The organism is Eubacterium sp. AF22-8LB (assembly GCF_003458715.1).
In the GTDB taxonomy this organism is placed as follows: domain Bacteria; phylum Bacillota_I; class Bacilli_A; order Erysipelotrichales; family Erysipelotrichaceae; genus Holdemanella.
In genome coordinates this window covers 71,153-93,684 of record NZ_QRVI01000006.1, presented here as the reverse complement: position 1 = coordinate 93,684, position 22,532 = coordinate 71,153, and the positions used below count along the sequence as shown (strand labels likewise).

Below are 22,532 nucleotides of genomic sequence, written 5' to 3'. Positions count from 1 at the left end.
ATTTATATATTTATGAACAACGGTCATTTTTACATCAAAAAAAGAAGGTGTTTTCACACCCTCTTAGATTTCATTGGCAGCCTTATATCCTGTACGAATAGCACTTGCGATATCCGCCGTTCTTTCACCACTGCAGTCCCCTACATAAGTAAATGGAACACTTAATTGACTATCATCAAATACATTCTTTTTAGAACCCAATGCATTCACAATTGTATCTGCTGCAATTTCAACATTTGTTTCATCCTTAGTATTTACTGCATAGATGACATTATCTTTAATTTCACTAACACGTGTATTCACAAATTTTTGAACATTGTGTTCTTCAAAATCAGCTTCCATCAATGGCAATACAGTTTCAGATTCTTGTGCTGCAATTTTATCCATCATTTCAACGATTGATACTTCTAGACCTTTATTTGCCAAATATTCAGCCGTTTCAGCACCAACTAAACCTCCACCTAATACTACACATTTACCAGATACTTCTTGACCATTTAAGATATCCCAGCTTGATACAACATTTGAATTTTCTACAGGCATAGGAAGATCCATATTGTGAGCACCAATTGCCAAGATTACATGATCAAAACCATTCAATTCTTCCATTGTTGGTTCATGGTTTAATTGAATGTCCACTTTACCAGGCAAGAATTTTTCATAGTATTGAACAGAACGTAAAATTTCGTCTTTTCTTGGAGGAACCGATGCGATATTGATTTGTCCACCTAAACGATTTGATTTTTCAAATACAGTTACTGTATGTCCACGTTTATAAGCTACACGAGCCGCTTCTAAACCCGCAAGACCTGCACCAACGATTGCGACATTCTTCGTTTCTGTACATGGTTTAATGAAGATTGTTTCTTCATCTCCATTTTCTGCATTTAATACACAGCTTAAGTAACGACGAGATTGGATGGCATCTACACAACCTTTATTACAGTTCAAGCATTCACGGATGCATTCACCTGTTTGTACTTTATTGGCAATATCTGGATCTGTTAATAAACTTCTACCATAACCAATCATGTCAGCTGTACCATCTTCTAGAATCTTTTCACCAGCTTCCACACTGACAACACGACCAACAGTCGCAACTGGACAATGTACAACAGCCTTTACTTTTTCACAAGCACCCAAAGTCCAGTTATAAGGAACGGCACCCATTGGTGGAATTGTATCACCCATGTTTCCTGTGTGGTTAGCTTGAGCCACTTGAATCATATCGATTCCAGCTGCATCTAACATTTTCGCAAATTCTACAGCTTCATCTTCTAATAAACCACCTTTACCACGTAAAGATCCATCTGGATTTACAGTGATGATTGGAAGTTTATATTCAACCATCATTCCAGGAGCGGCTTCTTTGATAGCTTGTAAAACTTCTAATGCGTAGCGTGTACGATTTTCTAAACTACCACCATAGTTATCTGCACGATGATTCAATAATGTTGAACATAATGAACCTAGTAGACGGTCACCATGAATTTCAATCGCATCAATACCTGCTTTTTGTGCTTTTCTAGCACATTCAGCAATACTATTTTTAATAGCTGTTAATTGTTCAACACTAGCCTCTGTCACAAAGTGCTGCATATCATGATGTAATTTTGCGTATGCACCCTTCGTCTTTTCATCACAGATTTTTTGTTGTTTTTCAGCCTCTTCTAAATCATTAGCAGCCTTCGCCTTTGCCGCCAATTGACCAGCAATACCAGCTTCCATGATCATTTTTCCTACACCTTGAACATCATATTCTGGATGGAACAATTGTAAGGCTACTTTACAATCGTGTTCATGTAAGGCATCTGCCAACTTTTTATACATTTCAATTTGTGATTCATCATACAATTTTGGTGTAGGACTTGCCGTACGAACAGGAGCTACGTCACCAATAACGATATAAGAACAACCACCTTTGGCAAGTCTTGTATAGAAAGCTAATGAGCGAGGTCCAATCGATCCATCTCTTTCTTCATATCCGGTTGTTAAAGGGGGAAACATAATTCTGTTTTTAAATGTTAAGTTACCAACTTGGATTGGTTGTAATAATTTGCTTGTCATATTTTCTCCTAGATATTTTTCGCAATTTCATGTGCATTTGTGATCGCATCTTTTAAAGTTCCCACTTTTTCACAATCACCAATATAGTGTACATTTTCACCTTCTACTTCCACTTTCTTAGGTGCATATCCGACAGCGAAAATTAAAGTATCCGCTTCTGTAATTTTGTGTTCAACACCCTCTTTTACATACGTAATCGTATTTTCATCCACACTTGTTACTTGTGCATTTAATTCGATGCGAACACCTTTCTGCATCAATCTTTGAGTCAATCTAGATTTTGCAGCTCCACCTTCACCAGGCATTAAATTATTTGTCATTTCTAATAATGTAATCTTACGATTCATTGGGAATAAGTCATTGATTAATGGTGCTAAATAATCGGCAGTTTCACAACCAACACTTCCTCCACCTAATATAACAATGTTACGTCCTGGATATTTCTTTCCTGATAATACATCATCTGCAGTCATCCAGTTATTAAATACTTTGAATGGTGGAATTTCCTTTGGTGTAGCTCCACTTGAACAAATGATTTCATAATCTTTAAATTCATTTTCAAGCATTTCCTTTGTGACTTCTGTATTCAAGCGAACTTCAATACCTTCATTATCTAAACGACGAATCATAAATTTAATAACTTTACACAATTCTTGTTTTGCGATTGGAACAGCCGCAAGACGTAATTGTCCACCAAGTTCATTTGATTTTTCGCAAAGAACAACTTCATGACCACGTTTTTTAGCCACATAAGCCGCTTCCATACCAGCAGGACCACCACCGATAACTAATACTTTTTTCTTGTCAGAAGCTTTTTCAATCGTATCATCTTCAACACTTGGATTTACTGTACAAGAAATACGTTTACCCATCATGATACCTGTTAAACAACGACCACATCCAATACATGGACGAATATCGTCTACTTTACCTTCGAACGCTTTATTTGCGAATTCACTGTCACATAAGTTTGGACGTCCAATCATACACATGTCACATTTTTCATTTGCGATTAATTCTTCGGCAATCCATGGTTCATTGATACGAGCTACAGTCGCAACTGGAATATTTACATGTTTTTTAATTTCTTCACTTGAGTGAGCGTGAGGTGCTGGACTTGTACCTGGGGCTGGCATACTTGATCCACGTTTAATTGTGTTTCCACCAGATACGTGTATAAAGTCAACTCCGGCTTTTTCTAATTGCTTACAAACATAGATTTGATCATTTAATGTCAATCCACCTTCACTATATTCATCACCACTAATACGAACATCGATAATGAAGTCATCTCCACAATATTTACGAACAGATGCAATAACTTCTAAGCATAAGCGTAAACGTCCATCAATATTTCCACCATATTCATCTGTACGTTTATTATATAAAGGCGTTAAGAAACCACCTAATAATCCGTGGGCATGAGCACATTGAATTTCAACTCCATCACCGCCAGCAACCTGTACACGGTGTGCAGCTTGTCCAAATTGATCTACGATTGTATGTAATTCTTCGATTGTTGCTGGTCTAGGTGCACTTTTTGCGTAATAAGGACCAACACAGCTAGGTGCAATCAATTGAGGTGTTCCTGGAACTGGGAATGCCATATAAGCTGGGTGGAACAATTGTGCCAAAATTTTAGTTCCATATTGGTGTACACCATCCACTAGTTTTTTCCATCCTGGAATAAAACTATCATCATAAATCGACATATCTCCTGGAAGATATACATAAGTTGGTTCTACTGTTACTACTTCAGTAACGATAAGTCCTACTCCACCTTTTGCACGTGCAGAATAGTGTGCCACTAAATCATCTGTAACATATCCTTTATCGGCCATGTTTGTTGAAATAGGTGGCATAAAAATACGGTTTTTTACTGTTGTCTTTCCAATTTCAATTGGTTCAAATAAATGTGGAAAATTATTCATTTTCTTAACTCCTCCTCATAGATTCTTGTTATTTTACTCACAAATAGACGCAAAAAGCCTATCTCTTTTTTTGTATATTATTATGAATTAAAAAATAAAAAGAATGCGCTATCATCATTATAACGCATTTGTTAACATAAAACTATCGATTTAGTTAATTTGTGAACTTTTTTAGTTAGGTATACTTAACAAGAATCCAATAAGAAAAGGACTTCAGTTCATATCTGAAATCCTTGTATGTCTATTTTCCGTATCTGCGATTTGGTTTATCATCTGAAAAACGCTTTGGTTTACGATCATCGTCAAATCTGCGTCTAGGTTTGTATTCACCATCTTTTCGCTCATCAAAACGACGTCTTGGCTTATCATCGTCAAATCTTCGTCTAGGTTTGAAGTCACCATCTTTTCGATTATCAAAACGTCTTCTTGGTTTATCATCCTCAAAACGTCTTCTTGGTTTGTAGTCACGATCTTTTCGATCATCAAAACGACGTCTTGGTCTATAGTCATCATTACGCACTAATAATGTAACACTTTCTACATGAGGTGTTTGACTAAACATATCCACAGGCTGAATCTTGACAATACGATATTCCTTTTTTAATACACCCAAGTCTTTTGCCAAAGTAGCTGGATTGCAAGAAACATAAATCATTGTTTTGATCTTTGATTTTAGAATTGTTTCCTTCATTGTATCATCCAAACCAGAACGAGGAGGATCCACAATCAATGTATCCACTTCTTTTTCTTGTACCAAATGTGCTAATGCACTACCCGCATCTTCACAAATGAAAGATACATTGTCTGCATGATTCAACATCGCATTTTCATTAGCATTATCTACCGCATCCTGAATGGATTCAACACCAATAATTTCTTGTGCCTTATCTTTCACAAATAAACTGATGGCACCAATACCACTATATGCTTCAACTGTTGTCTTTGATTTTGGCATCCAATCCTTAACTACATTATAAAGATTAACCGATTGTTTTGTGTTTAACTGGAAAAATGAGCGTGGAAGTAAAGACAATTGAATATCTTCTAATTGAAGATGCATCTTTTCTTCTCCCCAAATAAAGCGCATATCACCAAAAATCTCACGCTTTGTTTCTGTTTTTACACTTTGCCAAATAGAAATAACACCCTCTAATTGAGTTACATCATGAATAAATTCTTCAGTAAGATCTTCTTTACCTGTCACAAAAATAATTTGAATCTTAGAATCAAATTCCTTCATAACTAAAGTACGATATCCCGTTTTCTTCTTGTCATCATACATCTTTAAATGATGTTCATTCATAATTTTTAAAACAGCTTGACGAGTTTGTTCTAAAAGTTTTGAGTGTACATAACATCTTTCCATCTTTTGGAAATGATTTGTGTCACGCTCATACATTCCTGTATATAACTCACCATATTCTTCTCCAAAAGGAAGCTTACAGCTATTACGATATGACAAAGGTTCGGGATTCTTTAAGATTGGTAAGATTCGTCCATTATAATCTGCGTATTTTATTAAAGTCTCTTTTAGGTTTCCCTCTTTCATCTTACATTGAGCCGGATATTTCACGTGCATCAAGGCACATCCACCGCATTCTTTCCAAATTGGACATAATGGATAACGTCTTTTTGAACTAGGTTCAACTAAACGAGTCATTTCTCCAACAAGATATGTATTTTCATCACTTTTAATATCGAATTCAATGACTTCATCCGGAATAGCATTTTGAATAAATACAGGCTTACCTTCATGGAATGCGATTCCCTCTCCATTGATTCCCCATTTTTTTATTGTTGTTTTCATATTTTTTTGTACACAGTTACGACAAATTCAAACGTAACCTCTAACCTTTCTAATTGTTTTACACGTTCAAGTCCTGCTTGACTCGTCTTATATCGATATGGCGTCATTTCTAGTAAAGACCATACGTCATCTACCATCTTTTTTTCCTGAATAATTTTTTGGCTTACCAATTCATATTGTTTCTGTATTTCAGGCATTTCATTATCGTATGGTGTGTCATACAATACTTCTTTTAATTCAAAACAATGCTTAGGACCTGGACCCACTACGATCCAATATCCATTTTCTTTTAAAACCCTATAGATTTCATCTTGGCCTAAAGGCACAAATATACTAGTGACACAATCTATACTCGCATTCGAAAATGGCATATCAAATAAACTACCCACAATATATTGCGTATGTTTATCTTGTTTAGAAGCATGAAGAATGGCTTCTTTACTTAAATCAATTCCATAGCTTTGATCAAAGTTTGTACCAATCTCTTTTGTATAGTACCCTTGACCACAGCCAGCATCCAAATAAATAGATCCTTTGGCCTTTTCCTTTACATATTGCCGCATAAAATCATAATAATCTTTCTCTAAAAAATCCGTACGCGCTTTGACCATTAAAGCATTGTCTCCATGATTCTTTGTTTGTTTGCGAGATAAGTTCACATAGCCTTGTTTGGCACAATCAAAAGAATGATTATTTTCGCATCGAAATGTTTTATTCTCTTTTATTAGTTTTTCTTTACACACCGGACATATCAACATAAAAAGATTATAACATAAAAGAAAAAGAGAAGTGTTTAATTTTCACTTCTCTTAGAATAAATCTTCTTCAGCTTTAACTGGATGTACCCAAATATCCTCTGTATTATCTATACATTCTTGTACCATCTTGTCAAAATCCCATTTTGCCTCATATTTTTCACACTTATCAACACGAGGCTTTGTGACTGGATTCTTCGGTGTAAAGATCGTACAACAATCTTCATAAGGAAGAATACTTGTTTCATAGGTTCCAATCTTTTTAGAAAGATCAATAATCTCAACTTTATCCATACAAACAACTGGACGAATAATTGGCATATTTGTGACATCGTTGATTGCAAGCATACTCTCTAATGTTTGACTAGCAACCTGTCCAATGGATTCTCCTGTTGCGATAGCCTGCGCATGTCTTTTCTTAGCTAATCCTGTCGCAATACGCATCATCATACGACGCATCAAAGTAATCGCATAGCTTTCATCTGCATTTTGATAAATAGCCAATTGAAGATCTGTAAATGGAACAACATGGACTAAAACATCACCCTGATAGCCAGATACAAGTCTTGCCAGTTCCATCACTTTTTCCTGTGCATTTTGTGAAGTATATGGAGGTGATGCATAGTGAATACATTCAATGTGTACACCACGCTTCATCATCAAGTAGCAGGCAACCGGTGAATCGATTCCTCCACTTAATAAGACCATAGCTTTTCCACCAACACCAACTGGATATCCACCAGCACCTTGTACACGATCCGTCATAATATAAGCTGCATCCTGATGTACTTCAATCACAATCTTCACATCTGGATTATGCACATCAACCTTCCAGTCACTATTCTTTAAAATCTTAGTCGCAACCTTACGATTGATTTCATCTGAAATATAAGGGAATAGCTTATCACTACGACGTGCAGCCACCTTAAATGTTTTTGGTGTTGTTAGATCTAAAGATTCATAACAAGCATCAATAATTTGATCTAAATCCGGCTCTACTTTGATAGCCAATGAAAAAGATGAAATTCCGAATACCTTAGCTAAGATATCACTCACTTGTTTTGAATCCTCATCATGAAGGTAAATATACATACGATCATGTTGTTTTTCAAATTCTAATGTTGGGAATGCTTTTAAAGCCTTACGAACGTTGTCATAAAGTGCCTTAATAAAGTTGTTACGGTTTTTTCCTTTTAAACTCAATTCGCCATAACGAATCAAGATATGATTATAACGATAAGCCATAATTCTCTATAATCTCCTTACATGTTTGTATAAAATATTTTGCCTCTTCTAAAGTATTCTCATAAGAAAAAGATAAACGAATTCCATGTGTCGCATCAAATTCTGATTTATGCATAGCCAACAATACTTCAGAAGCATTTGTGTTCTGAGAAGAACAAGTACTTTTTGCGGATACACAAATCCCCTTTTGATCCAATGCATTCAATAATACTTCACTTGTGATTTGATCAAATGAAATATTAAGAATATAAGGAATCGCATCTTTTGGCGAATGTACATGTGCACCATTGATTTTTGCTAATTCCTCACGCAAATATTGATTGATTTTCAAAACATGCGCATACGACTTAGACTGTTCTTCTAAAGCTAAACGAATCGTTTTTGCCAAAACAATATTGGCCGGTGCATTTTCAGTTCCTCCACGAAGTCCTTGTTCCTGCTGTCCACCTTGAATGATTGGAACAAGCTGAATCTTCTTTTTCTTCATTAAAATGGCACTTCCCTTTAAGCCATGAATCTTATGTGCTGAGATCGTAGCCATATCTAATTTTTCAAATGGAATATCAATTTTTGAAAAGCTCTGAACACAATCCACATGAAATACGCACGTAGGATTTTGATGAACAATCTTCTCTAAATCTAAAATAGGATTAATTGCTCCCATTTCATTATTTACATGCATAACAGAAACTAAAATCGTATCTTTACGCATATGAGCCTTTAAACATTCAGGTGTGATGATTCCTTCTTCATTGATAGGAAGAAATTCAACTTCAAAGCCAAAACGTTTTAAAAACTCCATCGCATGACGAACACTCGAATGTTCGACATTACTTGTTAGAACATGATGACCCCTATGTTCATTTGCCAAAGCATATCCAACAATAGCTAGCGTATTGGATTCACTTGCAGCCGAAGTAAAGATAATTTCACTTGGATCCACATGAAGCATAGAAGCAATGTTTGATCGACTTTTTTCCATGAGCGAACTTGCCTGACGCCCAGCCGCATGCAAACTATCTGGGTTGCCATAACAAGTTTCTAACATTTGCCCATAAACACGACGAACCTCTGTACGTACAGAGGTTGTCGAAGCATTATCAAAATAAATCATTACTGCACCTGATTCATGACAGCAGGATCTTTTTGAGCTACTAGCTTCTCATAAATTCCTGGGTGCATGTTTTCGATTGCCTGAATCGCAATCTTAAGTGCACGAGTATATTCTCCATTTTGGAAACATAGCTCTGCACGAGTTAAATCCGAATCCATTTGTGCATGCGTACTACGGAAACGGTTCCCAAACACAATCGCATTTTCTACCATAACGGCAACACCGACTAGATTGTTTGCGTTATTGTATAACTTATATACAAAGTCGATGGCATCCTGCAAATCTGCATTTAATGTTTGTACATCTAATGGTGAGTGATCCAACACTACACGAACACGTTGAATCAAGCGTTCGCCTTCTTTTAAATCTGCAGAAAATTGAGATGAGATACTAGGCAAATGACGTGTAACTGTATTTAGACGTACTTCATTTAAAATCAACTGTAATTTTGTCAATTGTTTTTTAGCACGTGATTCATCACTGCTTGCACCCACTAACATCTCTTTCATATCCTTGACTTGATCGTGGAATTCATTAACATCTTCTGAAAATTTACGATAACCATGAACTACATCTACACTAGGACGTTGATTTTGTTTCAATTCCTTTTGAATTTCATCACGACGATTTTCTAAGTCTTCCATTTGAATCTTTGCCAAAGAGAAGCGGTGTGTCCAATCTTCTAAACCAAAACGGTCTTTGATATTGGCATAAAGCGCCATGATTTCTTCAAGTTCCTGGCCAATGACATTAACGATATCTAAATTCGATTGAAGACTTACATGAATTTCTTCATATGCTTGTTTTTCATTTGTCACATCATCCTGCAATGCAAGAATATGATCGCCAATGACTTCCAAATTTTCTTGCGCCAATTCAAATTCACCGGAATCCAATTGATCAATTGAACTAGACAGTGCACTTTGAATGGTTGCTAATTTTTCTTCTGGTTGTAAATAAGATAAGTCAATATCCTTTTCTTGTAATTCCTTAACATGCAAACGAACCTCATTCATTGCACGAGGCAATACATTTTTGGCCTTTTCATATAGTCCAGGGAAGGCTGCAATTTTAGAGCTGATCTCATCCACCATTTTTGAGATTTTTTCTTGTTCTTCCTTTGCCTTGTTAAATTCAGAAGCAAACATCCATTCTTCAAAATTAGAGAATTCATTTTCAATTTCCTCTAAGCATGAATCTACATAATCAACAGATCCATAGAATGAAGAACGATTGTCCTGATAAACAGTCTTCACATTGCGGAAACGTTCCTTCAAAGCATTTGCTGATTCACGAACTTCTGTTTCACGAGCTAGAATGTGATCTAAAGACTGTGTAACAATACGGATTCTTTCCTTTGTTTCATCCATCATTGTTTCTAAGTCATCCATCGCTCTCATTGATTTACGAAGACGATGTCTAGAAACATAATCATCTGCTTCATTGAACAAATCATCGCAGGCACTTAAGTTTTGTTGACAACTTTCATATTTTGGATTCAAGCTTTTCACTTTGTCCATGATATCATCGTTAACTCTTGCGAATGCAGATGCTTTGTTGAATTTGTAGGCCAAGGAATTGTTACGAATTTCATTCATTTCAATTTCAAGATCTGAAAGACGCTTTGCCGCCTTTTTACGTTTGATCATACGCATAATGATCCAAATCAAAATCAAGACCAAAATCGCTATACAAAGATAGATGATTACAGTCACAGAAAGTTGATTTCGAATAAAGGCGTATACTGATCGAAAGAAATTCAAAACACTATCCATAGTGGTACCTCCTTGCAAACCATTCTTATTATAGCAAAACTTCAAAATCATTGCACCATTTTCTTGATTTTATTCATGTTCTTTGATATGATACATAGGCATAAATTGATAGCAGCATACAAAGTTAAAGGATATGCGTTACAGCCTATACGCGATATGAGTAAGCTAATAGCTGATAGCGGAAAATATCATTGTTAACACAGCCTTTAAAGATTTGTACTGTTATTGTTTTGTGAATGATATAAAACAATAGGAGGAAAAATTATGTCAAGAAACACAGGAAGCGTTTGGAAGAAGTCACGCCGTCTTGGATTCTCAGTGTTAGAAACTGGTGAAGAATTAACTCGTCGTAACACAATCCCTGGACAACACGGAAGTGCTCGTCGTCCAAAATTAACAAACTACGGTTTACAATTACAAGAAAAACAAAGAATTCGTCACACTTACCAATTAAGTGAAAAACAATTCTACAACACTTACTTAAAAGCAAGTAAAAAAGCTGGTGCTGCTGGTGAAAACTTCTTAGTAATGTTGGAATCTCGTTTAGATAACATCGTATATCGTATGGGATTTGCACGTACTCGTCGTGCTAGCCGTCAGTTAGTAAACCACGGACACGTATTAGTAGATGGTAAAAAGGTAGATATCCCTAGTTACCAAGTAAAACCAGGTCAAGTTATTGAAATTCGTGAACGCGCTAAAAACTTAAGCGTTATTAATGAAGCTTTAGAAGCTGCAACAGCTACAGTTGATTTCGTAGAAGTTAACAAAGATGCTAAAAAAGGAACTTATGTTCGTTACCCAGAACGTAAAGAATTATTCCAAGCTCAAGAAATCAACGAATTGTTAGTAGTAGAATTCTACAACCGTTAATAGTTGACATAAAACAAGAAAGAAGCGAGATTTCGCTTCTTTTTTTTGTGGATGTTTTTTTAATTCATGTATTTCTATCTATTTGCTAACGCAAGAAATCTACTTTTTCAGCAACAAAACCATAATTCAAGTAGACCCTGTCATCTTTCTGGTATTTACGTGAATACATACGCCCATTGATGCCTACATAATCACCTATCTTACAAGAAGCACTCACCGTTTCCGCAAGCCCTCTCCATACCTCAATGACCATATCATCATTTTCATAAATACCTTCTGAGTTTGGAAAATTACGCTGCACACGCAATGGAAGCTCACAAGTCTTCAATCCATTTGTCGTTTCCTTTAAAATTGGCATATCCGTAATCTTTCCCACTATGCTAAACGTATTCATAATTTAGTTATCCTCCTTCAAATCTGACCACCATTTTCATCACCATCCTTCTTTCCTTTGTATTGTACAAAATATCCATACTATAAAACAAACGACCTATCTGCTCTATAGGTCGTTCTTTTTCATATAAATCATGTATTTTTAGCATCTAATTTAACCAAAAAAAGCTAAATTAGATCAGATAGACTCATTTGGAAGAATTTTTGTCACACACATATGCGAGAAGTCTAAATCACAAATATATTCTTTTACCTGCTCCAATCGCATATTTTGAATGCAATTCAAGCTTTCCACATAGTCCTGCCCCTCAAAGTGACTTCTTAATAAGTCATTGGCCAAACCATCAAAATGATCCAACCCCCTTAGATTATTCGCAACAGCTTGTGCATGTAAAGACTGATAGTCCTCACTAGAAAGCGACGTATGTTTAACCAAGTCTTTCACAAGTTCAATAAACGCATTGGGATTTGTTGTTTGTGCATAAAAAAGAATATAGCTATGATCCGTTGTAAAATCAGCCTCTGCCCCTACAAACTGCGTAAATATTCTTTGATCAAGCCATTCTTGAAAGTTAGGATTCAAAGGCCCTAACACTGAATCTAGCCATGTATTCACCGCAAAATCCTTTTCAAAGGCTTCCATTTTATCTGCACAAGGCTTCATCTTATAAGCGACACATACAAAAGGCTGGTGAATATCCATTGTATCCTCAAAAATTTCACGATTTACTTCTTCCGGTTCTTCAGGAATAACACGTTCAATTTTTTTATTTAACTTACTTTCAACATCTTTTTGACATTCATAAATCCAATCTGTGATTTCATCTAGATCTTTACCTGTAACCCCCACTAAACATAGTTTACTAGGATCATAGTTTAGCTCATAAAATTGCCTTAAATCCTCTATATTCATAGCTTGAATATCTTCTTTTGATCCAAGTACATCAATCTTCATTGGATGATATTTATAAAGCGAAACTAATGTTTCTTTAAACAAGCGCTGTTCAGGCGACTGTTGATACATATCATATTCACTTAATATGATTCCTTTTTCCTTTTCAATTGTCTCATTTGTCACATCCAAATTCTCAACAAAATCAAATAACAGCTTCAGAGGCTTCTTTATATCTGCCGTTGTTGAAAAATAGAACGCCGTTTCTGTATATGATGTATATGCGTTTGTCACACATTGTAAATTTGCAAATAAATCACTCACATCTTCTCCATCTAAATAAAACATTTGATGTTCTAAATAATGGGCAAGACCGCTTTTATAATGGACAAGAGATCCATCTACATTTTGTTCAATGTCAAAACCCCCTACCTTAGCACCCAAAAGAAATAGGGATTTATGATAATCTGGTTTATGGACTAATATCACCTGTAGTCCATTCGATAAGGTTTCCTTTTTGATATTCAAATTATAATTCATTTTCTTTCTCCGCAACGATGGCCACTGACGCCAAATTCATTTGTAAGGCAACACGCGAAATATCTTCCTTTGTCACCTGCATAATACGTTCAATTCTTTGTTCTGGTGTTATATCACGATGCAACAAATCATCTAAAAAGGCTTGTGCAATCAATGATAGAGGATGATCCAAACCACTGATAATACGATTCTTAAAATCCATCTTCGCAATTTCTAAATAATGATCATCATAATCCATATTTAATAGGCGATCCATTTGTGTTTCAATCAAATTCAACACCTTATTTACATCCTTACGATTAACACCTGTATGAATAAGCAAAGCTCCATCAAAACGAATCAAAGAAGAGCTAATCGAATAACATAAACTATTTTTCTCACGAATCTCATCAAACAAAAGATTCTTTTGACTTTGTCCTAGAATACTGCTCAAAAGGCATTGAGCCTCATAATCATCGCTTGAAATATCCACACCTGTTGAATATACCTGTGAAATACATGTTTGCGAAATATCCTTTTCAAATGTCTTGTAACTTGTTTCTACGCGAGGCAATAAGGTTCTTTCTGAAATACACGCACAATGTGAATCGAATGAATCAATATATTCATATAAATCTTGGGTGATATTCCCACAAATATAGAAATGCTTAGCCATATCCATATAAAGTTCATACACAGATTTGACATCTTTTAATGTCAGTGTCTCTAAATCCTTTAAATCACCCTGCACAGGAATGGAAATCGAATGTAAATCATGTGCCATTTGAAATGCATACATACACGACATATTGGCTGGATCATCCATTTGTGCCAACAATCTATTTTTTAAAAGGTAAACAGATTCTTTAAAATTTTCCTCATCCAAAACCGAATGAAATAAAACCTGATTCATAATTTCTTTAATTTTATTTACATAGCTAGTATCCTCAATCCAATCGGGTCTGACAAATTGAAAGCGTACATCTAAAGTCACAAGATCCCCATAAGAAGTTAAGCCATATGAAACCTTTGTACCATAAGCCAAATTGAGCGTAGAAGCTAATTTTTGTTTAGAATCCATCTTTTCAGTTTTTGCCTTCATCATATACACAAGCACATTTAAAGCACTTATCGTGTTTCGTTTAAAAGGCAACATTGTTTTACAAGAAACATAGACATCACTGAATTTTTGCGTTTGTATATAGTTCATAGAAAAAACCTCCTGAAAATATATTAATGATTTTACATCAAAATAAAAAAAAAGGCTAGAATTGAATTCTAGCCTACATGTACATATGCGATCAATGCGTTTGCACAAGAAACTGAACTTACAACTGTTTGGCATCCGTTCCATCCGCCATGAACTGCTTGTCCGTTTCCAATATAAATTGCGACATGTCCTGAATAAACAATAATGTCACCTGCAACTGGACTTGATGTAATAGTACCTAAACTCAAATAATCTTCTGGCCAACCGTGGAAGTTAATTCCAACAGCTCTTAAAGAATTTGTTACTAACATTGTACAATCCTGTGTAACACCAACTTGTGCTAATGCAGCAGAAGCAATCGCAGAATTGCTAACGCTTGGAGTAGCTACAGGCGCATTCTGTGCTGGAGTATTTTGTACTGGAGCACTTTGTGCTGGGGCACTCTGAGCTGGAGCCTGTGTAGTAGTTGTTGTACTTTGAGCTGGAGCACTTGTTGTTGTATTTTGTGCTGGAGCCTGAGTAGTTGTTGTTGTGTTTTGAGCTGGAGCTTGTTCTGTTGCTTTAGTTTCCTCTTGAGAAGGAGTTACTTCTGTCGCAACACCATTTTCATCTGTTTTGTATCCATCTTTTTCTGCATTTTTAATTAAGTCACCGTTTTCATCGAAAGCATATTTAGTACCTTCAATTTCAACAATTTGATTTTTAGTAACTTCACCATTATCTGCATAATACAATTTTTGACCGTTGATCTCTTGCCATCCTGTACGGAAGATACCGTCTTCTTGAGTGAAATATGTTTTTCCGTCTACTTCAAATTGACCTGTAGCCATCTTTCCATCTTCACCGAAGAAATACTTCTGGCCATCGATTTCCTGCCATCCTGTTACACAATTTCCATCGGCATCAAAATAATATTTAACACCATCTTCTTCAACCCAGTTTGTTGAAGTTTTGTTTCCATTTTCATCGTAGAATGATTTACCATCATCACTCCAACCATGAAGAAGGACACCTTCCTTTTGGAAATTATACTCACTTCCCTGAATTGTTACAGAACCTGTTGCTGCAGTTCCGTCTTTTAAGAAATAGTAAGTTTCATTTGAAACAGTCTGCCATCCAAACTGCATTTCCCCTTTATTATTGAAATAATAAAGTTGATCATCGATTTTTGTTAAACCAGTAGCTGCTTGACGATTTGATTTTAAAACATAATAACGATCTGCGCCTTCACCATGCCATCCAGGTTGAACTTCTTTCGCATACATTGTCGAAACAATTGGTCCTGAAGTTAATAAACATAGGCTGACGGCTAAAATTTTACTGTGCTTTTCTATAAAATTCATCATATCACCTCTTCGTTACAACATCTGAAATTTAACATGGATTCATTTTTGATGCAAATTTTCGCCAAAAAAACATTTGCACTTTTTAGTAATTCAATTCTTAAAAAATTCTTAATCTCCTTTATTTAAAGGATATCAATTTGAATTGTGGTATATTATGTGATTTTATAAAAAAATACACACAATTCTTAAAATGTACATTGTTGTCTACGATTCATGAACACTTTTACCAAATTCAAGAATATCTCCAATCATTTGATACAACCAAAAAAATAACATCATCCCCACGCTTAAAAAAGCGCCTAAAGAAAGCCATTTTAAGCAATTAATTACCAAATACACACTCATTGAATTTAGCCCTTTTATAAGCCAAAACAAACACCATACATATTTAAATAGCATCAAAAAAACAATTTTCTTATATCTTTTAATGAAACACATCAACCCAAAGAATCCCAAAATGTCTATCGTAGTTATACAATTTAGAATCATTTGCATCGTCAATGACGGGTTAGAAATCACACAATATATAATGCGAATAAACACACTGGATTCATATGCACTTAATTTTGCCTGCAAATTAAATAAACTCTCGTAATCTGTTATAAAAATCAATTTAAAAAATAAAAGTAGCTGCCAAATATTCTGCCATAACCAATAAAAAGTTATAAACAAAATAAAAAGAAAGATCCGCTTTTCAAACGAATCTAAATATTTATCAATCGACCTTAAGATTTTCAAGCCAATCCTCTCCCTTTAATTCTTCATGCGTACTCAAGCCTGGATACTCAAGCTGACGTAACACTTCATATACAATAATGGCAGCACAATTGGATAGATTTAAACTTCTTGCGTTCGCAACCATAGGAAGACGCATACAAGTATCTAAATGTTCTTGAAGAATCTTTTTATCTACACCTGTACTCTCTTTTCCTAATACTAGATAGATATCTCCTTCTTCTTTTGTGAAATCAAATTCACTCGGAGCCTTTTTACCATAACGAGTCATAAAATAGTAATGCTCGCTTGGATTTTCAGCCACAAACGCATCCCAATCTTTATGGATATGAATATCTGCATCCTTAATATAATCCATTCCTGAACGACGTAAGTGTTTTTCATCCAATGAAAAGCCCAATGGTTCAATTAAATGTAAACGGGAACCTGTAGCCATACAAGTTCGAATAATATTACCTGTATTCTGTGGAATCTCAGGCTCATACAATACAACGTGCAACATAATTATTTACTCCAATCCTTTAAAAATTTTTCTAACGCTACACCACGATGCGATACACTATTTTTCTTTTCTTCACTCACATTGGCAAGTGTTGTGTTGAATGGCGGATAATAGAAGATTGGATCATACCCAAATCCATTCTCTCCCTCTAGCTTATCGTGAATCAAGCCTTCACATTCTCCACGATATACATGTTCTTCTCCATTCTCATCAATATATGCGATGACACACACATAACGAGCCGTACGTGTTTTTCCTTCTACCTGATCTATAATATATTGATTCTTAATATCATAGCTTGTATCTTCACCAAGAAAACGAGCCGAATAGACACCTGGCTTTTTATCCATCGCATCCACTTCCAAACCAGAATCATCGCTAATAACTGGTTCATGTAGTTCATTAAATAAAGTACGAGCTTTGATCAACGCATTTTCTTCAAATGTTGTACCATCTTCAATAATATTGATTTTATGATCTAAGTCCTTTAAACATTTAATTTCACAATCCTTCAACATTGCTTGAAATTCTTCTACCTTATGCGCATTACTTGTCGCAATCCAAATTATTTTTTTCATCATTTATCACCGATATATATTATAGAAAGAAAAAATATGGTTTTCAATAAGACATGTGCTAAAATAATATACGTTTTTTTTGAAAGGATGATTTTATTATGAATAAGAAACAATGGCTTCCACTTATAGGAATGACAATAGCCGCTTTTATCTTTAATACTTCTGAATTTATGCCCATCGGCCTATTGACTGACATTGCCCAGACTTTCCATATCACACAAACAACTGCCGGTACTATGATCACCATTTATTCCTGGGCTGTTATGCTGCTTTCTTTACCACTTATGATTTTAGCTTCTAAATATAGCTATAAGAAGATACTACTCACAACACTTTTCCTTTTTGCCCTAGGACAAGGCATTAGTGCTATCGCCTTTAGCTTTCCTTTATTAATAATAGGAAGACTTGTAGTTGCTTGTGCCCACGCCATCTTTTGGTCAATCGCAAGCGTCGTAGCTGTTAGACTTGTTCATGAAGATAAGCGTGAATTTGCGATGAGCATGATTGTCACAGGAACAAGTGTCGCAATGATTGTCGGCTTACCACTAGGAAGAATGATCGGACTTTTAATTGGTTGGCGAATTACATTTTTAATGGTAGGAATCATAAGTGTTCTACTTTTGATTTTCCAAACCATTTATCTTCCAAAACTTCAAACTACACAAGCCTTTACATTAAATGAATTACCTGACTTACTTAAAAATAAACAACTCATCACAATCTATGGGATATCCTTATTATTTGCGAGTGCCTATTATACAGCCTATAGCTATATTGAACCTTTTCTTGCACAAGTCGCAAAACTATCCAACAATTCTATCACACTTGTTCTTTCTTTATTTGGAGTGGCTGGCATTGGCGGAAGCTATTTATTCTCTAAATTCTACAATCTAAACAGAAAAAGATTTATCTTAATTTCCCTATTCTGCCTTACAATCGTTCTATTTGTACTAAAACCAAGCACAGCATCTATTATTACGCTACTGCTGATTTGTGTTGTATGGGGCATGAGCTCAACTGCATTTAATGTGGCCTGCCAATCCGAAACAATCCTTGTGACAAACGAACAAACAAGTTCAATCGCCATGTCGATTTTCTCTGGTATTTTCAATCTAGGTATCGGACTAGGATCTTTTATTGGTGGACAAACCATCAATATACTTAACATTCAGTCCATTGGCTATATTGCCGGCATCATCGGTATACTCAGTGTAATATTCTATATAAGACGACGCTAATCTATGTTAAAATAAAGAAGTTGGAGGAATTTATGGAATATAAAAATGACAATAAATTTTATTTTGAAATAGAAAAAAGAATTCCTGGCCATTTAGGCAGAGCCGGAATTATACATACACCTCATGGAGATATTAAAACACCTGCATTCATGTGTGTAGGAACGCATGGTGAAGTTCGCTTTGTTTCTATGGAAGAATTAAAGAGCATTAATGCACAAGCCATGTTAAGTAATGGATATCATTTACGAAACATCTCACCAGAAATTGCTGAAAATGGCGGCCTATCTGCATGGTCAAAATGGAACGGACCAACCTTAACGGATTCAGGTGGATTCCAGGTTATGTCTTTAGGTTCTGGCTGCGGTAAAGTTGTCAGCATGAAACGTGAAGACAATATGAAAAACACAGAAGAAGAAAAGCGTTTAGCTCACGTAACAGAAGATGGCGTTCATTTCCACGATCCATTTACAGGTCAGGAAGACTTTATCGGTCCCGAAGAAAGCATGCAGATTCAATGTCGCATTGGAGCCGATATCCATATGGCATACGATGAATTAACTTCTCTAGCCGATACCTATGAATATAACGTTGAATCTTTGGCAAGAACAGAGCGTTGGGCAAAAAGAAGTCTAGATGAACATAAAAAGCATTGTGACGATTTAGGTTACCACCAATCTTTATATGGTGTTATCCAAGGTGGTCGTTGGGAAGATCTTAGAAGATCAACTTGTAAAAAGTATGCTCAAATGGATTTTGATGGTTACGGCTTAGGTGGAGCTTTTCTAAAAGAAACACTAGGCGATATCTTAACTTGGTGTAACGAAGAATTACCTGAAAATAAACCAAGACACTTATTAGGTCTATCGCATCCTGATGACATTTTGATTGGTACAGAAAACGGTGCTGATACATTTGATTGTGTAGCTCCTACAAGAGAAGCAAGACATGGAAGACTGTATACAATGCATGGTCCTATCAACTTATCAAAATATAGAGACAGTGATTTATTGATTGATAAAGGATGTGATTGTCCAACATGCCAAAGCAAGATTACTTTAGGTGAGTTAAGACGACTTTGGAAATCACAGGATCGCAATGAATCCGCAAAATATTTTGAATTGGCTTCGATGCATAATCTTCGCTTTATCATTCGTTTAACAGAACAGGCTAGACAGGCCATTTTAGATGGTACATTCAAAGAATTTAAAGAATCTTTCTTAAAATCATATTATGGGAACAAGTAATTGTTCCTTTTTTTATGAAAAAAAGAGAAATCAAACGATTTCTCTTAAATAAAGTCTTGGCAAGATACCAATAAATCAATCTTTTTCCATTGTGTTTCCTCATCAATGCAGTTGCCCTCTTCTACAGAGGCAAATCCACATTGTGGAGAAAGAGCAATATTATCACCTACAACAGCCTTCGCTTGCTCATAACGCGCTTTAATCGCATCGTGTTCTTCTAATTCAGGACGCTTAGTTGAAATCAGGCCAGCCACAAATGTACGGTCTGTCCCCTTTAAAACAGCCCAAGGATCAAAAGTTCCACTACGTGCATCGTCATACTCTACAAAATAGCCATCATAAGGAATGCTCGCAACCGATTTTGCGATTGTATCATAGAATCCATGGAACAATGGATTTCCCTTAAAGTTTCCTTTACAGAAGTGTGTCGCAATCTGCATATCTTCTGGACGATTTTCTAATGCCTTTGTGCTTACACGAACAAACCAATCCAACACTTGTGCTTTTGTGTATCCTAAACCTTCTACTTTTGAAACAAAAGTATCATCAATCATATATGTCCACGATGTATCATCAATTTGAATATAGCGACAACCATGGTTATAGAAATTGCGAATGGCAGCTTGATATGCTTGTCCAATATCTTCAATAACAGCTTCAATATCTGTACCATAATAAGGTGTATCCTTGATTCCTAATTGTAAAAAGTGATCAATCAAAATCATATTTGGTCCTGAAATACATTTCTTTGCCTGAACACCATATTTACTCGCTTCATTCTTCAAGAAATCCCAAGCATACATTTCTTTATGTGCTTTATTTGGATCATAAGAAATCTTTCCTTCAATCATACCCAATTCAATATGATTGTTTCTACCATTGATAAATTTATCTAAATGTTTTGTGGTAAAACCATCAAATTCTTTTAACCAATCCAAATGCCACCAACGACGACGGAATTCTCCATCTGTCACAAACTTCAATCCGTGCTGTACTTCCTTCGCAACTAATTTTGCGATTTGTTCATCCTCTACATCACGTAATTGTTCATATGTAATCTCATTATTATTAAATTTGGCACGAGCCTCTTTAATTTCAGCAGGTCTTAAAAAAGAACCTACAATATCATATTTAATATTCAACATAAGTAAATTTCCTCCGATGAATTTATTTTATCATTTTCAAGTGATTATTGATAATATTTAATAATATGCACCTGTTATAGTTTTTATCTATATATACATAAATCTAGAATATGTTAAAATCAGTCTATGAACACAAAAGAATATATATTCAATCAATATAAAACATATCCTAAGCTTGAGCTACAGGATATTCTAAAATTTATTTATCAAAGCAGTTATGGCTGTGAACACTTAATTTCAGATTATGATGCGGTTAAGAAACGTATTGAAAAGGAACCGATAAACCCTTCAAGTTCTATTGAAGAATTGGATGGAGACTATATACGACTTCCTCTAAGCTATGGCTTAAGTGCAAGTACACTGGCTTCCTTATTTATTCGATCGGCTATGCCTAACTTAAACGCAAAAGATAAATTAGAAGATAAAACCAATGTTCTTATCGACTTAATTTCAAATAAAGAGCTTCCCTTTTCATTAGAAGAATCAAAAGCCATTCTTTTAAAATGGAAAGAAGATGGATATCCAGCCATGCATCATTCAAATACATTCAATCAGTTGTATCATCCATCGTATCGTTTGATTCATAAGAAGTTTGTTCCTTTTTTAGAACTTTTCAAATATATAGACAACAACCACCCTTCCATTATTTCTATTGACGGTCGTTGCGCTTCGGGAAAAACAACATTAGCCCATTTACTATCTGAAATATATGACTGTAACGTCTTTTCTATGGATGACTTTTTCTTGCAGCCACATCAAAGGACGAAGGAAAGACTTGCAAGGCCTGGAGAAAATGTGGATCATGAACGCTTTAAAGAAGAAATATTAATTCCCTTATCTAGATATGAAGATGTAAAATTCAGTAAATTTGATTGTTCCACCATGTCTATACAGCCTTCTATTTTGATTCCATATAAACCAATGAATATCATTGAAGGATCCTATTCCATGCATCCTGACCTTCAAAAGTATTATGATTTCTCTATTTTTCTGACATTAGATAAAGAGGAACAAATTTTAAGACTAAAAAAAAGAAATCCAAATATGATCAATAACTTTATTCATCAATGGATTCCTTTAGAAGAAGCTTATTTTAATACTTTTTCCATCAGCGATAAATGTAATATACAAATTAATACATCAAAGGCCTGATTTCTCAGGCC

The 22,532-nt window shown here is 35.2% G+C and carries 18 protein-coding genes; 4 read left to right on the top strand and 14 right to left on the bottom strand.

The window, feature by feature from the left end; translation table 11 throughout:
• Positions 1-63 precede the first annotated feature (63 nt).
• The 7 genes from bilR to DWY01_RS03695 form a co-directional block, all read right to left on the bottom strand.
• A complete protein-coding gene (bilR, locus tag DWY01_RS03725) occupies positions 64-2,067 on the bottom strand; it encodes a bilirubin reductase, long form (protein WP_117993302.1) in 2,004 nt (667 codons plus the stop codon).
• 8 nt (positions 2,068-2,075) lie between these two features.
• Positions 2,076-3,998: an FAD-dependent oxidoreductase gene (locus tag DWY01_RS03720; RefSeq protein WP_117993299.1), complete on the bottom strand. Its 1,923-nt coding sequence runs from the start codon at positions 3,996-3,998 to the stop codon at positions 2,076-2,078.
• A 241-nt stretch (positions 3,999-4,239) separates the two neighbouring features.
• The gene (gene rlmD, locus DWY01_RS03715; RefSeq protein ID WP_199519859.1) at positions 4,240-5,805 is read right to left on the bottom strand and encodes a 23S rRNA (uracil(1939)-C(5))-methyltransferase RlmD; all 1,566 of its coding nucleotides are present in this window, start codon (positions 5,803-5,805) and stop codon (positions 4,240-4,242) included.
• Positions 5,802-6,548, bottom strand: coding sequence for a methyltransferase domain-containing protein (locus tag DWY01_RS03710; protein WP_199519858.1), 747 nt, complete (start codon positions 6,546-6,548; stop codon positions 5,802-5,804). The genes rlmD and DWY01_RS03710 overlap by 4 nt, the downstream gene beginning before the upstream one ends.
• A gap of 66 nt (positions 6,549-6,614) precedes the next feature.
• A complete protein-coding gene (gene thiI / locus DWY01_RS03705; protein ID WP_117993295.1) occupies positions 6,615-7,805 on the bottom strand; it encodes a tRNA uracil 4-sulfurtransferase ThiI in 1,191 nt (396 codons plus the stop codon).
• On the bottom strand, positions 7,789-8,919 hold the full coding sequence (locus DWY01_RS03700; protein WP_117993292.1) for a cysteine desulfurase family protein: 1,131 nt from the start codon (positions 8,917-8,919) through the stop codon (positions 7,789-7,791). The genes thiI and DWY01_RS03700 overlap by 17 nt, the downstream gene beginning before the upstream one ends.
• Positions 8,919-10,694 carry a septation ring formation regulator EzrA gene (locus tag DWY01_RS03695; protein ID WP_199519857.1) on the bottom strand — a complete coding sequence of 592 codons (1,776 nt, stop codon included), beginning with the start codon at positions 10,692-10,694 and terminating at the stop codon, positions 8,919-8,921. Before DWY01_RS03695 ends, DWY01_RS03700 begins: the two co-directional genes overlap by 1 nt.
• 264 nt (positions 10,695-10,958) lie before the next feature.
• On the opposite strand from DWY01_RS03695, the gene rpsD reads away from it, so the two are divergent.
• Positions 10,959-11,567 carry a 30S ribosomal protein S4 gene (rpsD, locus tag DWY01_RS03690; protein WP_117993287.1) on the top strand — a complete coding sequence of 203 codons (609 nt, stop codon included), beginning with the start codon at positions 10,959-10,961 and terminating at the stop codon, positions 11,565-11,567.
• A gap of 85 nt (positions 11,568-11,652) precedes the next feature.
• Here rpsD and DWY01_RS03685 read toward each other — a convergent pair whose 3' ends face one another.
• The 6 genes from DWY01_RS03685 to rdgB all read right to left on the bottom strand — a co-directional run bounded on the left by DWY01_RS03685 (position 11,653) and on the right by rdgB (position 17,742).
• On the bottom strand, positions 11,653-11,961 hold the full coding sequence (locus DWY01_RS03685) for a single-stranded DNA-binding protein (protein WP_117993285.1): 309 nt from the start codon (positions 11,959-11,961) through the stop codon (positions 11,653-11,655).
• Positions 11,962-12,138: 177 nt separating this feature from the next.
• The gene (yfmH, locus tag DWY01_RS03680; RefSeq protein ID WP_117993282.1) at positions 12,139-13,392 is read right to left on the bottom strand and encodes an EF-P 5-aminopentanol modification-associated protein YfmH; all 1,254 of its coding nucleotides are present in this window, start codon (positions 13,390-13,392) and stop codon (positions 12,139-12,141) included.
• Positions 13,382-14,581, bottom strand: a complete 1,200-nt coding sequence (locus DWY01_RS03675) for a pitrilysin family protein (RefSeq protein ID WP_158553649.1) — start codon at positions 14,579-14,581, stop codon at positions 13,382-13,384. Before DWY01_RS03675 ends, yfmH begins: the two co-directional genes overlap by 11 nt.
• A gap of 68 nt (positions 14,582-14,649) precedes the next feature.
• Positions 14,650-15,927 (bottom strand): NlpC/P60 family protein, encoded by a 1,278-nt coding sequence (locus DWY01_RS03670; RefSeq protein WP_117993280.1) that lies wholly within the window; start codon positions 15,925-15,927, stop codon positions 14,650-14,652.
• Between the two features lie 715 nt (positions 15,928-16,642).
• Entirely contained in the window at positions 16,643-17,164 is a 522-nt protein-coding gene (locus tag DWY01_RS03660) for a tRNA (cytidine(34)-2'-O)-methyltransferase (protein WP_117993275.1), read from the bottom strand.
• A gap of 2 nt (positions 17,165-17,166) precedes the next feature.
• Positions 17,167-17,742, bottom strand: a complete 576-nt coding sequence (rdgB, locus tag DWY01_RS03655) for an RdgB/HAM1 family non-canonical purine NTP pyrophosphatase (protein ID WP_117993273.1) — start codon at positions 17,740-17,742, stop codon at positions 17,167-17,169.
• A gap of 98 nt (positions 17,743-17,840) precedes the next feature.
• Here rdgB and DWY01_RS03650 point away from each other — a divergent pair, with 98 nt between their 5' ends.
• Together DWY01_RS03650 and tgt are read left to right on the top strand one after the other, a co-directional pair.
• Positions 17,841-18,980 carry an MFS transporter gene (locus DWY01_RS03650; RefSeq protein WP_117993271.1) on the top strand — a complete coding sequence of 380 codons (1,140 nt, stop codon included), beginning with the start codon at positions 17,841-17,843 and terminating at the stop codon, positions 18,978-18,980.
• Between the two features lie 32 nt (positions 18,981-19,012).
• The gene (tgt, locus tag DWY01_RS03645) at positions 19,013-20,224 is read left to right on the top strand and encodes a tRNA guanosine(34) transglycosylase Tgt (protein ID WP_117993268.1); all 1,212 of its coding nucleotides are present in this window, start codon (positions 19,013-19,015) and stop codon (positions 20,222-20,224) included.
• A 44-nt stretch (positions 20,225-20,268) separates the two neighbouring features.
• Here the strand turns inward: tgt and DWY01_RS03640 are convergent, their stop codons facing one another.
• Positions 20,269-21,369: a methionine synthase gene (locus tag DWY01_RS03640; protein WP_117993266.1), complete on the bottom strand. Its 1,101-nt coding sequence runs from the start codon at positions 21,367-21,369 to the stop codon at positions 20,269-20,271.
• A 126-nt stretch (positions 21,370-21,495) separates the two neighbouring features.
• Between DWY01_RS03640 and DWY01_RS03635 the strand changes: the two genes are divergently transcribed.
• Positions 21,496-22,521 carry a uridine kinase gene (locus DWY01_RS03635; protein WP_117993263.1) on the top strand — a complete coding sequence of 342 codons (1,026 nt, stop codon included), beginning with the start codon at positions 21,496-21,498 and terminating at the stop codon, positions 22,519-22,521.
• Positions 22,522-22,532 lie beyond the last annotated feature (11 nt).

Bases quoted from the DNA above. Each gene is read 5' to 3' on its own strand.
- bilR (WP_117993302.1), bottom strand. From the start codon at position 2,067: ATGACAAGCAAATTATTACAACCAATCCAAGTTGGTAACTTAACATTT.
- DWY01_RS03720 (WP_117993299.1), bottom strand. From the start codon at position 3,998: ATGAATAATTTTCCACATTTATTTGAACCAATTGAAATTGGAAAGACA.
- rlmD (WP_199519859.1), bottom strand. From the start codon at position 5,805: ATGAAAACAACAATAAAAAAATGGGGAATCAATGGAGAGGGAATCGCA.
- thiI (WP_117993295.1), bottom strand. From the start codon at position 7,805: ATGGCTTATCGTTATAATCATATCTTGATTCGTTATGGCGAATTGAGT.
- DWY01_RS03700 (WP_117993292.1), bottom strand. From the start codon at position 8,919: ATGATTTATTTTGATAATGCTTCGACAACCTCTGTACGTACAGAGGTT.
- DWY01_RS03695 (WP_199519857.1), bottom strand. From the start codon at position 10,694: ATGGATAGTGTTTTGAATTTCTTTCGATCAGTATACGCCTTTATTCGA.
- rpsD (WP_117993287.1), top strand. From the start codon at position 10,959: ATGTCAAGAAACACAGGAAGCGTTTGGAAGAAGTCACGCCGTCTTGGA.
- DWY01_RS03685 (WP_117993285.1), bottom strand. From the start codon at position 11,961: ATGAATACGTTTAGCATAGTGGGAAAGATTACGGATATGCCAATTTTA.
- yfmH (WP_117993282.1), bottom strand. From the start codon at position 13,392: ATGAATTATAATTTGAATATCAAAAAGGAAACCTTATCGAATGGACTA.
- DWY01_RS03675 (WP_158553649.1), bottom strand. From the start codon at position 14,581: ATGAACTATATACAAACGCAAAAATTCAGTGATGTCTATGTTTCTTGT.
- DWY01_RS03670 (WP_117993280.1), bottom strand. From the start codon at position 15,927: ATGATGAATTTTATAGAAAAGCACAGTAAAATTTTAGCCGTCAGCCTA.
- DWY01_RS03660 (WP_117993275.1), bottom strand. From the start codon at position 17,164: ATGTTGCACGTTGTATTGTATGAGCCTGAGATTCCACAGAATACAGGT.
- rdgB (WP_117993273.1), bottom strand. From the start codon at position 17,742: ATGAAAAAAATAATTTGGATTGCGACAAGTAATGCGCATAAGGTAGAA.
- DWY01_RS03650 (WP_117993271.1), top strand. From the start codon at position 17,841: ATGAATAAGAAACAATGGCTTCCACTTATAGGAATGACAATAGCCGCT.
- tgt (WP_117993268.1), top strand. From the start codon at position 19,013: ATGGAATATAAAAATGACAATAAATTTTATTTTGAAATAGAAAAAAGA.
- DWY01_RS03640 (WP_117993266.1), bottom strand. From the start codon at position 21,369: ATGTTGAATATTAAATATGATATTGTAGGTTCTTTTTTAAGACCTGCT.
- DWY01_RS03635 (WP_117993263.1), top strand. From the start codon at position 21,496: ATGAACACAAAAGAATATATATTCAATCAATATAAAACATATCCTAAG.